Annotated in this window: 10 protein-coding genes and 2 riboswitches; of the genes, 2 read left to right on the top strand and 8 right to left on the bottom strand. The window is 52.5% G+C overall.

Going from position 1 to position 13,041, the window contains the following annotated elements; genetic code table 11:
* Positions 1 to 12: 12 nt before the first annotated feature.
* On the bottom strand, positions 13 to 819 hold the full coding sequence (locus GSF01_RS15925; protein ID WP_268893714.1) for an alpha/beta fold hydrolase: 807 nt from the start codon (positions 817 to 819) through the stop codon (positions 13 to 15).
* Positions 820 to 967: 148 nt separating this feature from the next.
* A riboswitch (cyclic di-AMP (ydaO/yuaA leader) is annotated at positions 968 to 1,144 on the bottom strand.
* A gap of 90 nt (positions 1,145 to 1,234) precedes the next feature.
* A riboswitch (cyclic di-AMP (ydaO/yuaA leader) is annotated at positions 1,235 to 1,430 on the bottom strand.
* A gap of 258 nt (positions 1,431 to 1,688) precedes the next feature.
* Here GSF01_RS15925 and shc point away from each other — a divergent pair.
* On the top strand, positions 1,689 to 3,608 hold the full coding sequence (gene shc / locus GSF01_RS15920) for a squalene--hopene cyclase (RefSeq protein ID WP_159885711.1): 1,920 nt from the start codon (positions 1,689 to 1,691) through the stop codon (positions 3,606 to 3,608).
* 156 nt (positions 3,609 to 3,764) lie between these two features.
* Here shc and GSF01_RS15915 read toward each other — a convergent pair whose 3' ends face one another.
* From GSF01_RS15915 to GSF01_RS15895, 5 genes are all read right to left on the bottom strand, one after another.
* Positions 3,765 to 6,101, bottom strand: a complete 2,337-nt coding sequence (locus tag GSF01_RS15915; RefSeq protein WP_159885709.1) for a helix-turn-helix domain-containing protein — start codon at positions 6,099 to 6,101, stop codon at positions 3,765 to 3,767.
* Between the two features lie 202 nt (positions 6,102 to 6,303).
* Positions 6,304 to 7,848: an extracellular solute-binding protein gene (locus GSF01_RS15910; protein ID WP_159885707.1), complete on the bottom strand. Its 1,545-nt coding sequence runs from the start codon at positions 7,846 to 7,848 to the stop codon at positions 6,304 to 6,306.
* A 40-nt stretch (positions 7,849 to 7,888) separates the two neighbouring features.
* Entirely contained in the window at positions 7,889 to 8,755 is an 867-nt protein-coding gene (locus GSF01_RS15905) for a carbohydrate ABC transporter permease (RefSeq protein ID WP_159885705.1), read from the bottom strand.
* Between the two features lies 1 nt (position 8,756).
* Complete coding sequence (locus GSF01_RS15900; protein ID WP_235941543.1) at positions 8,757 to 9,686, bottom strand: ABC transporter permease; 930 nt, start codon at positions 9,684 to 9,686, stop codon at positions 8,757 to 8,759.
* A 349-nt stretch (positions 9,687 to 10,035) separates the two neighbouring features.
* A complete protein-coding gene (locus GSF01_RS15895; RefSeq protein ID WP_159885701.1) occupies positions 10,036 to 10,338 on the bottom strand; it encodes a helix-turn-helix transcriptional regulator in 303 nt (100 codons plus the stop codon).
* A gap of 347 nt (positions 10,339 to 10,685) precedes the next feature.
* Here GSF01_RS15895 and GSF01_RS15890 point away from each other — a divergent pair, with 347 nt between their 5' ends.
* Complete coding sequence (locus GSF01_RS15890; protein ID WP_159885699.1) at positions 10,686 to 10,859, top strand: hypothetical protein; 174 nt, start codon at positions 10,686 to 10,688, stop codon at positions 10,857 to 10,859.
* Positions 10,860 to 10,900: 41 nt separating this feature from the next.
* Here GSF01_RS15890 and GSF01_RS15885 read toward each other — a convergent pair whose 3' ends face one another.
* Together GSF01_RS15885 and GSF01_RS15880 are read right to left on the bottom strand one after the other, a co-directional pair.
* Positions 10,901 to 12,190 (bottom strand): sensor histidine kinase, encoded by a 1,290-nt coding sequence (locus GSF01_RS15885; protein ID WP_159885697.1) that lies wholly within the window; start codon positions 12,188 to 12,190, stop codon positions 10,901 to 10,903.
* Positions 12,190 to 12,867 (bottom strand): response regulator transcription factor, encoded by a 678-nt coding sequence (locus GSF01_RS15880; RefSeq protein ID WP_159885695.1) that lies wholly within the window; start codon positions 12,865 to 12,867, stop codon positions 12,190 to 12,192. Before GSF01_RS15880 ends, GSF01_RS15885 begins: the two co-directional genes overlap by 1 nt.
* Between the last annotated feature and the right edge of the window lie 174 nt (positions 12,868 to 13,041).

Raw genomic sequence — 13,041 nt, 5'->3', positions numbered from 1 at the left:
TCGCGATCCTTTCTAACCGATATGTTGAATATCCTGCTGAGTATCCAGGAACTGCTGGACAACCGCATTGAACATCTCCGGCTGGCACAGATTGCTGGGATCGAAGGCATCGGGAATGATGGCCAATTGGGCATGGGGCAACCGGGATACGACATCCTTCATGCAATCGACGCCAAATTCCCTGAAGTCTCCGACAATACACAAGGCAGGCCGCTGGAAGGTCCTCAGACAGGCGGAATAATCGATAAATCGCATGGCCAGCCTCTGCTTGTACAGCTCTCCCGGACGTTTGTCCAACAAGCTTCTGCGGATCTCCCTGTAAGCCAGCCCCCAGCGCTTATAGATCAAGCGAAGCGATGGCAGCATAAGCTCACCCGGGGCGTAATAGGTCAAGCAGCTGCAATAAGCCGCCGCCAGCTGGAGCTTTCCCAGGAACGTCGAGGCTTCGCTTCGGCAGAAGCTGTCGGCAATGACAAGCGCCCTGACCCGCTCCGGATATTGCTTGGCCATGTGCTGCGCGATCAGCCCTCCATACGATATGCCGACAAAAACCGCTTCGCGGATGTTCAGATCGTTCATCAGCATAATCAGGTCCAGACACTGGGTCTCGATAATTTCGTCCGGGGGCTGCAACAGCTTGCCGGACTTGCCGTTCCCCCGCAAATCGCACAGAATCACCTTGTATTTGGCGGAGAAATAGTCGAGCTGGGGCTTGAACATATGGTGTGTAAACCCGTGCCCATGAATAAACAGGATAGGAATGCCGGTACCTTGTATTTCATAATAGAGCGAAGTTCCGTTCAGCTTCGCAACAGGCACAGCCAACACCTCTTTGTAAGAATGATGATACTTAGGGAGCATCGTGACATCTTGCCGGTTAACAAAAAAAACCGCAGGAAAAGAGGAACCTTTTCCCACGGCTTCCCGGTACCGGATAACGATAATCCCCGATCGGCTCGCGATAAGTGTTGCCTCTCCCAGTACGCTTACGAGGTTAGCTGCCGGATTCGGGCGCGAGAGTCGCCCTACCCCCGGCATGGCGCATGCCGGGCGATTCACCCCTGGAGAGCCTCTTCATCCCTAGACGAAGAAGCCATTGGTTCCCCCGTTTCTGCGCTTACGCAGAATTCAGCGAATAGATCAAGTGTTTGAATTCACCTTTTAAAAAACGACAAAAAACCACAGAGGCTCGGGACGCTCTGTGGTCGATGCTAATCGATCACCGGTTTCGCCATTCCTCTCCCTACCTGCGCTTACGAGGTTAGCTGTCGGATTCGGGCGGTGAGAGTCGCCCTACCTTGCATGAGGTTCATGCACCCATGCAACGATTCACCCCTGCGCTGCTTTCCCCGACTCTCACATCGGATACCTGCAACGCTTCTTGGTTCCCCCGCTTTCCGCCCCAGGCGGAAACTCAGCGATCAAAAAAATGGTGCTGCTTGATTACAGCATGATATGAATCATACTCCCAGAATGAAGAAGTGTAAAGCCGGACCGGGCTACGAATCCGCAGGAAAAACGCTGCCGCCTTCGCTTAAAGCGCTTCCAAGGCATTCGTTCTTCTCCAACCTCTTCATTTCGCTTGATCTCTTGAGTTCTCTAAATCTTATCCAAGGCATGGAGACGACTTTCCCCACATATGTTGTAGGTAAGCATAACATTCGCCGGAGATGGCAGGGGGTCTGTCCATGAGTCTTGGGAACAGAGTCAATGAAGAAATTCAACTTCTGACTAAAAAGCTCGCAGACTTGCAGCGCGAGGACGGGTCATGGCGATTTTGTTTTGAAAACGGCACCTCGACGGATGCCTATATGATTGTGGTTCTTCGCACCCTGGAGCTTCCCTATGAGGCCTTGATTCGAAGTTTGCACGACCGGATTGCCGAGCGGCAGCAGGACAATGGAGCCTGGAAGGTATACCCGGATGAAGACGAGGGCAACCTGGCTGCTACCGTAGATGCGTATTATGCGATGCTGTATTCCGGATACAGCCGCCACTCGGATGAAGCCATGCGCAAAGCGGCCCGCTTCATCGCCGCCAAGGGAGGAATCAAGCGGGCGGAGTCCGTGCTCACCAAGGTATTCCTCGCCGCCACCGGCTCGTACCCTTGGCCTCCCTCGCTGATCATTCCGCTTGAGGTTCTGCTGCTCCCAGCTTCCTCTCCCTTAAACATGTTTGACTTCTCCGGCTACGCGCGCGTACACATGATTCCTATTATGATTATGGCCAGCCGCCGGTTTGTCGAGAGAAACGATGCCACCCCCGACCTGTCGGACTTGAAGGATACCGGCAGGATGACAGATCCGCCTGGGCAGAGCCTATCGGGAGACCTCGGTCCTTCACGAGGGTTTCAGCAGCTGCTTGATGAGATGCAAGAGGGGATCAAACAGCTCGCCAGCCTCCCTGGACAGCTTCACCAGCGTGCCCTAAAGCGGGCGGAGCAGTATATGCTCGATCGAATCGAGCCTGACGGGACGCTGTACAGCTATGCCACCAGCACCCTGCTGATGATTATGGCGTTCTTGTCGCTCGGTTACCCTAAGAGGCATCCTATCCTCTTAGCTGCGATAGACGGGCTGGTCGGGATGCTTTGGAACATCGGCGGCCACGCTCACCTCCAGAATTCGCCGTCCGATATTTGGGATACGGCCTTGCTGTCCGATGCCCTGCAGCAGGCCGGCGTTTCTCCAGAGAGCGCCGTCCTTCGTCAATCTTCCGCTTACCTGCTCGGCAAGCAGCACAGCCGGCAAGGAGATTGGGCTCTCCGTATGCCGGATACGGTCGCAGGCGGATGGGGGTTTTCGGAGTCCAATACGATCAACCCGGATGTAGACGATACTACGGCCGCATTGCGCGCGCTTCGGCACACGGCGCGGCGTCATCCCTCCCGTCGGGATGCCTGGAACCGCGGCTTGAACTGGGTGTTGGCCATGCAGAACAAGGATGGCGGCTGGCCGGCTTTCGAGAAAGGCGTTACGAAGGAGCTGCTTGCTTTGTTCCCCATTGATGGAGCCCCTTCAGCCTCGATCGATCCCTCCACGGCCGACCTGACGGGAAGAACGCTGGAATTTCTGGGAAATACGGCTTGTCTTGGGCGGAATCACGCTTTCATCAGGAGAGGAGTGGAATGGCTGGAGAAGCATCAGGAGGAGGACGGTTCGTGGTTCGGGCGTTGGGGAGTCTGTTATATTTACGGAACCTGGGGGGCCCTAACGGGTATGAGGGCGGTCGGTGAAGAAGCGGAGCACCCGGTCGTGAGCAAAGCCGTCCGCTGGCTGCTAAGCATCCAGAACCCGGATGGCGGGTGGGGCGAATCCTGCTCCAGCGACCGCGTGAAGCGGTACGTACCGCTAGGTGCAAGCACCCCTTCCCAGACCGCCTGGGCGCTGGATGCCCTTATCGCTGTATATGAGCGACCCGTGCCCGCTATCGAGAAAGGCATCCAGCTGCTGGCTGCCCTCCTGCACAAGGACGATTGGACCACCCGCTATCCGACAGGAGCCGGCTTGCCCGGTTTCTTCTATTCCCATTACCACAGTTACCGGTACATATGGCCGCTGCTGACGCTCAGCCACTATAAGCAGAAGTATGGGAAGCTAGGGTTATAGGCGCGATCTGTACAGATGGCGCCGGAAGGGAGATGACCCTATGTCTTCTCCCTTCCGTCAGCAGCTGAAGCTCCTTTTTTTGCACAAGCGTTACAAAAGGCGGTAACTGCGCCCGCATGTCCAAGCGCAGATACCGCCTTCTTATTTTCAACCGTTTCATCCGTTGTCCTGGTGCATGTCCCTGTATTGACTAGGCGTGATGCCCTGGTATTTTTTGAAAATGCGGTGGAAATACGTATGCTGGTAGCTCACGCTGGCGGCCACATCGTTAATCTTCATATTCGTCTCGCGGAGCAGTTCCTTGGCCTTCTCGAGGCGCGTATTGGTCACGAAATCAATGAAGTTAACGCCAGCAATCTGCTTAAACGCACGGCTTAGGGTATAAGGACTGGTGCTGAATTGATCCGCGCACCATTCAAGCGACAAGTCCGAGCTCTTGTAATGCGCGTTGATGAGCATGATGGTCTTCTCCACCATTTGCTTCAGATGATGGTCCTGCTTGCTGATCAGCTCATGTACATAAGGGCCGACGACCTTGCTGCGGAACCAACGGAGTATGTCTTCCGGCTCATGGCAGTTGCTGAGCTGCTCGTATAGGTTCACTCCTTCAAAGAGCTGCATCGGGTTCGTCCCGGAATGCAGCATCGCATGAAGCAAACTTCCCAGCAGCTGCATCATCCCTTGCTGCACGACGAGCTTCGCCGTACCATCCAGCGTGAGTTCCTTCAGAAAGCGCCCGATAAGCTGGGCCGCCTCTTCCTCCGAGCCCATGCGGACGGCTTGGATAATCTCCTTCTCCAGCGTGAAGGGATATCGGAATTCCATGGCCGAATTGCGTTTATCGATCCTATCGGAATCGATGATCTGACTTTCGCTGCCCAGGTCGGCATAGCTGAGCGCCTGGCGCGCTTCCTCGAACTGCAGCGAGCTGTGTCTCACATGGAAGGCAGGCTTGCTGATCGCAATGGTCATGCGCATCTTGAGCACCCGGCCAACGGAATGAATCCAGTCCTCACCCAAGCGGTTCAGGATAGCCTGCAGTTCTTTGATCGGCATTTCCTCAGGAAAGGCTATCAGCAGTCCCAGTGTCAGATCATGAAAATTCAGAAGCTGAAACGACAGCGACTCCGATCGCTCGGCAACAATGTTCGCTGCCGCGAAGGTCACGAGACTTTCATCGCCTTGCTTAAATCGTCCTACTTGGCTGGAAAATCCCCCAAGCTCAATCATGACGGCAACAAACTGCTTGCCTTCCGTTTCCCAGCCGTAATGCAGCAAACGTTCCCTGATATCCTTCTCCGTCATTGAGAACAGATGCCCCTGTACCAGCTGAAGCATGAAGCCTTCGCGCATTTGCGGCAGTTGTGTCTCCAGTCGGCTCTGCAGCGTAACCCGCTCATTCGTCAGATCCAGCCACTGCCGCTCGATCAGCTCGAATTCATCCCGATGGCCCTCTTCCTTCGGCAGCAGTCGGACCAGCTTTCCTATCGGCGTGTATAACCGGTAGGAAGCGCCCAATGAGAGAAGCAGCGCCAGGATGAAGCCGGCACCGCTGATGATCAGGATCAGCTTGGAGACGAAGAGCATCGGGGCGGTAACCGCCGATAGCGGGGCAGCGGATACGTAGGTCCACTCTTCGCCGATGCGCGAGAACTGACCGATCGAAACGGAATACGTCGCTCCGCTATAATCAAAGAGAAACGAATCGGCCTTATGCCGGCCGTCGGTGATAACCTCTCTTAAAGCAAGCTCAAGTCCGCCGCGTTGCTCCCCGTCTTGGGCTATGAAGCGTTCTCCCCCTGCCGATAAAAGGAAGGTGGCCCCGTCACTATACGGTGTCAAGGTCTGTAGAAGCTTGTTTAGCTTCTTCTTATCGACCGAGGCGATGAGATACCCGAGCGGCTCTGTGCTCCCGCCAGGCACTTTGTTCACCAGCGCAAGGGCAGAAGGACTCCAAGTCCTGCCGTCAAACCGCTCATACGTTTCCGTCCAGTAGGTGAACTTGGAATGCTGCAGCAGAGCATCGAACCGCTCATTTATCTTAGGGTCGCTTATATCCAAATATACCTCTTTATTAAAGACAAGCTGCACCGGATGCTTCAAAACCAATTCCACATTGGAGATTAACGGATGCGCGCCCTCCATAATGAACAGCGTCCGGTAAATATCATGCACCTGATTGTAGTTAAATACAAAGTCAAGCTGCTTGAGCTTGCTATCGAACTGGGTGTCGAACGCCCACTGCGTAAACAGCATTTCCATGTAGGACAACTGCTCGTCTATATTTTCCGCCCGCTGCTGTACCTGCTGCCCGTGAATCTTCTGAAGCTCGCTCTCGATCTGATTCGTTGTGGCCCAATAGATAACAATGCCCGTGACCATCCCCGGGATACAGGTGACCATTAGAAACAAGGCCAGGCTCCTCCAGAAAAACCGTTTGGACCGCCTGCTTTCCATCCCCATTCTCAGCCAGTTTCTTAGGGTCTGCAGCATAGATTGCCCTCCGTTCAATTGCTGTTATGCCCTTCCCTAGGAGGCAAGGCTCAGCTTCATGATGAAGACTAATCTGCCTGTTGTCAATATCCATATCGCTCCCTAGCCTTCCAGTCAAACCCACATAGGCCGGAGACGGATCTTGTTGGAATCCATCCCCGGCCACTACTTACTTGCTGATTCGTGAATCCAACCGCACGGATTATTGACCGATCCGTTTCTTGTAAGCCTCTGTAAGTTCTTGACTGATCTTCTGCAGGTCGGCATCCGTTTTCAGCTTGGCGACGAGGTCATCCCATGCTGTAATCGGTTCGCGACCCAAGATGATCTTCGTCTTCAGATCGGCGATTTTCTTCTCCAGGTCCGGTCCTGCCTTCTGCAGTGTCGGGGAATAAAGGCCGACGGTGATGTCCGCCACGCTAGTCTTGGCGCGTTCGTCTTGAATCTTCGCATACAGCTCGTTGACCTCTTTCGGGAAGGCTGGCTTGGTCGAGCTCGCGTAAGGGTCGGCAACATAAAGAATTTGGTTCAGGTCAGCTACGCTGTCCGCCAGCATCTTCTCGGTATTGAGGACCTTCTGGCCATCCTTCACGGTGTGATGCACGCCCTCCAGACCATAGGTGTTATAGGCGAAAATTTCCGGCTTCATCCAAGTGTCGAGCACCTTCAGAATGCGCTTCATCTTCTCTTCCGGCACCTTCTTCGAAATCGCCAGCGCCCCTGCGAAACCGGGACCCTTCGGATTATAACCGTTAATATTCGTTACAGGATAAAAATCGCTTTCCTTGAAGTTCGGATCGATGCTCTTCAGCTTATCGAAGTGCTCCTTCATCGTCCCGGCCTTTTCAATGATGATACCCGCTTTGCCGCCATCGAACATATCACGAATTTGCGTGCCTTTCAGCGATGCGAAATCCGCTGGTATCAGCTTCTCCTGGTTGGCCTTTACCGCGAATTCCAGCGCCTTGCGCGACTCAGGCAGCAGCGCGGTATGCGTCATTTGGTTATTTTCCCATTTATACTTACCGTTCACCCCGGTGAAGATGCTGTCGATATGGCCCAGCACGCCATAGGGGCTTGCCGTATTGCCCGCGTCCGTATTGGCGGCGAAGCCGATGGTATCCGCCTTGCCGTTGCCATCCGGATCCTTCTCTGTAAAGGCTTTCATAACCTGATACAGCTCATCTGTGGTTGTCGGTACCTTCAGCCCTACTTTGTCCAGCCAGTCCTTGCGGAGAATGAAGAACGAATCCGCTTCGGAAGGACGCGGTCTTGGAATTACGTAGTTCTTGCCATCCTGCATCTTGGTGAGATCCCATGCCGTTTTCGAAATACCGTTCGCCAGATTGGGGTAATCCTTGATGTAAGGACCGACTTCCCAGAATGCGCCTTGAGCCGCCAAGTTGCGAAATACCGACACGAACGGGTCGCCGATGTAAGTCAGATCCGGAAGGTCCCCGGAGGCGAGCGTCACATTCAGCTTGTCATTATAGTTATTTGAGGATACCCACTGAATCTTCAGCTTGCTGTTCGTTGCCTTCTCGATCGCTTGCTTGACGGCGTTATCCTCAGCCATCGGCTGCTGCTGCAGGAAGTGCACCATGACACTGATCTCTACAGGCGCCTCTTCCTTATCGGCTGCGGCTTTCTCCCCACTTGCCGCCGGTGGCGTGCTGCTTTGACCGCAAGCGGCAAGCAGCGTCGATAAAGCGAGAAACAAGCTAAGTGTTGTTTTGGCGTTCTTCATGTGTAGACCCTCTCCTTTAGTTTAATGAAATTATCTATCATTATCCCTTGACCGAGCCAACCATGGCACCCTTGGCAAAATGCTTTTGCAGGAACGGGTACACCAGAAGGATCGGCACGGTAGCGATAATTACGGCAGCCATTTTGAGCGTCTCCGTCGGCGGAGCCTTCACGAAGACCTCCGACGTCAGCTCGCTGTTGGACGAAGAGATGAGCAGGTTCTGCAGCAGCACCTGAATCGGCCACTTCGACGGATCGTTTAAGTACAGCAGCGCGTTAAAGAATTGGTTCCAGTAGCCCACGGCATAGAACAAACCGAATGCAGCCAAGGACGGCAGGGACAACGGTAAAATAATTCGGATGAAAATCGAGATATCATGGCACCCGTCCATGGCAGCGGATTCTTCAAGCTCCACCGGAATACTGTCGAAGAAGCCCTTCATGAGAATGACGTTCCAGCCGCTGGCAAGCGCCGGCAGGATCAAGGACCAGATGCTGTTGATCAGATGCAGGTCCCGCACCAGCAAATAATGAGGGATGATGCCCGGGCTGAACAAGATAGTAAAGAGAATGAGCATCAGAATCGTCTGGCGCCCACGCAAGCGCTTTCTTGATAAGGAATAGGCCAGCGAGGCGGTGACGATCAAGCTGCAAATCGTACCTACGACGGCTAGAAACGTACTGTTGTACAAGGCGCCGACGAATGATTTGGTCGAGAGCAGGTACTTATAGGAATCGAGGGACCATTTCTCCGGCCAAAGAATGAAGGGTCTGGTGATATACTCCACCGGATCGACGAACGATACGATGAACACATAGTACACCGGGAAGAACGTCACGATAGCCACGAGGGCGAGTATTACGATATTGAAAGCGTTGAATATGCGGTCTCCTAAGGAACTGATCATCTTAGTACACGCCCCCCTCGCCCATTTTTTTCGCCAGCTTGTTGGCGCCTACGACCAGCAGAAGTCCTACGAGCGACTTAAATAAGCCTGCTGCTGTACTGAAGCTGAACTGACCTTGCTGAATGCCTATCCGGTATACATAAGTATCGAACACCTCGGCTACTTCGGATACCGCTCCATTATACATCAGGAACACTTGCTCGAAGCCGACATCCATCATATGGCCGAGCCTCAGAATGAGCAAAATGACGATGACGTTACGTATGGCCGGCAAGGTCACGTGCCACATTTGGCGAATGCGGCCTGCGCCGTCCATTCTAGCCGCTTCATACAGCTGCGGATCTACTCCCGCAATCGCCGCGAGGAAAATGATCGTCCCCCAGCCTGCTTCCTTCCAGATCGTTTGCACGGTCAGCATGAACCAGAAGCCGCTCGGATTCGTCAGGAAGTCCATCCTCTCGAAGCCGCCTTCCTCTAGAAGGTGATTGACCAAGCCTTCGCCCTTGGCGAAGAGCAGGAAGGTTAATCCGGCGATGATGACCCAGGATAAGAAATGCGGCATATATACGATGGATTGGACGATCCTTTTGTATGCCTCCGACCGCACCTCGTTCAGCAGAAGAGACAGCAGGATCGGCAGCGGGAAAAACAAGATCAAGCTCATCAGGTTGATCGCCATCGTATTGCGAAACAGAATGAGGAAGTCGGGATTCGAAAAAAATGCGCTAAAGTGCTCAAAACCTACCCACTCGCTTTGGAACACGCCCATATAAGGGGAATAGTTTTGGAAGGCAATGACAACCCCCCACATCGGCACGTACTTGAAAATCAGGAAGAACACTAATCCCGGCAGGGCGAGCAGATATAAATATCGATCCCGCTTGAGATCAAACCAGAGCTGCGACTTGTTCTTCGTTTTGTTGAGCGGCATCGCTCCGGATGATGATTTGGCTTCCGCCATACGGCGCATCCCCTTTCTCTTATGCAGTGGCTCGTGTCATGTTCGCGCTTGGCAGGCTGCGCTTACGTCCCGTCACCTTGCTAGTCTTCCATGTATCCAACGTAAAACATCTGGATTGTGCATACAAGTATACTTTCTTGCATCAGCCATTCCTCCATATAACTCAAGCTCAACTACACTATTTTGCACGGATTAACTTTTTTTGTTCGAGTTCGGGTCCTTATGTGGAGCACCTGCTGCGCTCATGTCAGCCTGCGTTAAAACTAAAAAACCTTCTACCCTTGTTGCGGTAGAAGGCTCATAACATAGAACAGCTTCATTACATTTCTCGGTATTTCTGCGGCGTGCAGGCGTAATATTTCTTGGACACGCGGATAAAATAGGACGTATTCTGGTAGCCGACTTCTTCGGCAATAGAGGCAATCTTGAGGGGGCTCCGCCTCAACAGCTCCGCTGCATGCTCCATTTTGCGCCGGTAAATGTAGCTGCTTACGCCTTCACCGGTAGAATCCTTGTAGACCGAAGACGAGTAAGCCGGGTGGAGGTACACATGATCGGCCAGCACCTGCAGCGAGACGTCCTCGCTTAGATGCGTCTCCACATACTGCTGGATCTTCTCCACGATCCGGCTGCGCTCATCGGTCTCGTCTACCTCGAGAGCCTGCCGGATTAGTTGTCAAAGTGGCCTGAGTCTGATAGTTGGAGTACGTATAGACGCCTAATATGGGATCAAACAGACAGATGATCAGCATCATGATGCGGCGAAAGACGGTTCTCTGCTTCATAGCCCCTCCCACGGGGGAAACTTTATTTGATTTATTATACGGGATTCTGTCCCATCCAGGATAGGCTAAATGCTTTAGATGATCGTCTTATTTAAATGTGTTTTCTGAGGAATAGCTTCATTAACTTGACATAATAAATAATCAGCGCCACAAGATATGGAATCCTCAAGGAGAGCGTGTTTTTATGGATAAAGCGACTAGCGACAATACGTACATGAATGAATTTGTAAGCAAGCCTCTGGAGGGAATCTGGAAGATAAAGCTTATTACTAATCCCCAAACGGAAGGAAGATTTCAATATTTGTTTCGCAGCACCCCTGCTTCCTGGTTGAACGGGAACAGGGAGGATTGGTTATAATGAAACAAGGACGCCCAACCTGAGGCGTCCTTGTCTTGTCTTTATGAGGCTGCGGGGAAATGCGCATGGAAAGTCGTCCATTCATTTCGGACACTCTTGGCGAACAGCTTCCCCTTGTGCTGCTCGACGATGGCCTTGGCGATCGACAGGCCTAGACCGTAACCGCCAAGGGCACGCGTTCTGGACGGATCCGTCCGGTAAAATCGATCAAAGATTCTGTCCAGATGCTCGGGCGCAATGCCTTCCCCCGTATTCCCTACGGAGAGCATCACATCGTGATGCTGCTTTTTCAGGATGACGCGAATCGCCCCTTCCGGATTCGTATATTTGATCGCATTGTCCAAAAGAATCATAACGACTTGCTTGAACTGCTCGGCATTGCCCCTGACGAACACATTCGGTTCAATGTCATACTCCAGCGAAATCCGCTTCTCGAATATAACGGCTTCCATGGTAAGAATGACGTTCTCTGCGGCTTCGCTTGCCGAGAATAATGCCGTAATGGCGGCCGCTTCCGCCGCATCCTCCATACGGGTCAAATACAGCAGGTCTCCGGTAAGCTTCGACATTCGCTCCGTCTCCGACTTCATATAATGCAGCCATTTGATCTGGCTTGCGATCGTCTCCTCCTTATTCGCCAGCAGAACGTCGGCATTCGTCTGTATAATCGCGAGCGGCGTTTTTAATTCATGGGACGCGTCCGCGATAAATTGCTTCTGTTTATCAAAAGCGTCCTGTACCGGCGCAATCGACCGATTCGCAAAAAATCGGCTGATGAAGAAGATGACGACCAGCATCATCGCGCCTACGATCAAGAACGTATAGATCAGTGTCGTCAAAATGTTTTGGCGCTCCGTCACATCCAGGAACACAATGCGGTTTCCGTTACCCGTCTTCCGCACGGTAAAAGCCCAATCCGCTCCATCGATACGCGTCTCTCCGATATTATTCTTCTCGAGAGCGGCGGAACGAACCGCTTGCTCATAGAAGGCATCGTCCATGTCGAATCGGGAGTCGATGCTTACTACGTTCCAAGCCTCATCGACGACGACCGCTAATGATACGGACCGATCAAACCGCGGCTCAAACTCCTCGTCCGCTCGCGGATTTTTCTTGACCTCTCCAAACTCTCCGTCCGGAAACGGCTTGGGCTGATTGCGCGGTCCATTCGGTTTACCGTAAAATTCGTCGATTCGGTGCAATTCCATCTCGATATCGGCTTGTACATTCCGATGCATAATCGTAAAGATCGCCGTAAAAGCAAGTAGCATCATCACCGATATAATGATCAGGTTCAGAAGCAAGAACCGGTTGCGAAGCTTCCTGAACATCAGGACGTCACCTCCAGCACGTATCCTACGCCTCTGATCGTATTAATCTTAACGGAGGATTGCAGGAATGCGAGCTTCTTTCGAAGGAAGGATATATAGACCTCCACATTATTGCTTTCGGCCTCGGAATCAAAGCCCCAAAGCTTCTCAATCATTTGGTCCTTGGAGGTTACCGCGCTTTTGCGAGTCATCAGCAGTTCCATAAGCTCGCTTTCCTTCAAGATCAGCTTAATTTCCTTGCCGTTCCCTGACAGCTTCAGATTAGCCATATTCAATTCAATATCTCCGTACTTTAACGCATCCTCCTGCAAAACCTCATTTCTTCGTCTTAAAGCAGCCCGAATCCGCGCTAGCAGCTCTTCCGTTGAGAAGGGCTTAGGGATGTAGTCATCCGCTCCATAGTCGAGGCCGGCTACCTTGTCGGTTATTTCGCCTTTGGCCGTCAGCATGATGACCGGAGTCATCACGCCTTCCGTCCGAAGCGATCTCAATACCGACATGCCGTCCATTCCCGGCAACATGACATCAAGCAAAATCAGGTCGTATATACCGCTGAGCGCGTTATCCAAGCCGGGCGTTCCATCATGAACCGCATCCACGGAATAGTGATGCTTTTTTAATATTTGGACCAAGGCTTCCGCCAAATGCGTTTCATCTTCTACGATTAATATTCTCATGGTTTAAGGTAGCCCTCTTTCCTATTCTTTCATTAGGTTATACGGAATGCGTTAATCATAGCAAGCCAACCTTTAGCCAAGCTTAAGAATCCTTCGCTCTACAAACATGTAAAGCTTTCGTAAACATTTAAGCTTCGTTAAAGGTTCACTCGGTAAGATAGCCACAGTGAACGA

It is taken from the genome of Paenibacillus puerhi, assembly GCF_009846885.1.
GTDB lineage: Bacteria > Bacillota > Bacilli > Paenibacillales > NBRC-103111 > Paenibacillus_G > Paenibacillus_G puerhi.
This window is presented reverse-complemented; position numbering and strand designations above follow the sequence as displayed.

What these genes read in the sequence shown, in the direction of transcription:
- GSF01_RS15915 (WP_159885709.1), bottom strand. Translation starts at nt 6,101, where the DNA reads ATGCTGCAGACCCTAAGAAACTGGCTGAGAATGGGGATGGAAAGCAGG.
- GSF01_RS15905 (WP_159885705.1), bottom strand. Translation starts at nt 8,755, where the DNA reads ATGATCAGTTCCTTAGGAGACCGCATATTCAACGCTTTCAATATCGTA.
- GSF01_RS15885 (WP_159885697.1), bottom strand. Translation starts at nt 12,190, where the DNA reads ATGTTCAGGAAGCTTCGCAACCGGTTCTTGCTTCTGAACCTGATCATT.
- shc (WP_159885711.1), top strand. Translation starts at nt 1,689, where the DNA reads ATGAGTCTTGGGAACAGAGTCAATGAAGAAATTCAACTTCTGACTAAA.
- GSF01_RS15900 (WP_235941543.1), bottom strand. Translation starts at nt 9,686, where the DNA reads ATGCCGCTCAACAAAACGAAGAACAAGTCGCAGCTCTGGTTTGATCTC.
- GSF01_RS15880 (WP_159885695.1), bottom strand. Translation starts at nt 12,867, where the DNA reads ATGAGAATATTAATCGTAGAAGATGAAACGCATTTGGCGGAAGCCTTG.
- GSF01_RS15890 (WP_159885699.1), top strand. Translation starts at nt 10,686, where the DNA reads ATGGATAAAGCGACTAGCGACAATACGTACATGAATGAATTTGTAAGC.
- GSF01_RS15910 (WP_159885707.1), bottom strand. Translation starts at nt 7,848, where the DNA reads ATGAAGAACGCCAAAACAACACTTAGCTTGTTTCTCGCTTTATCGACG.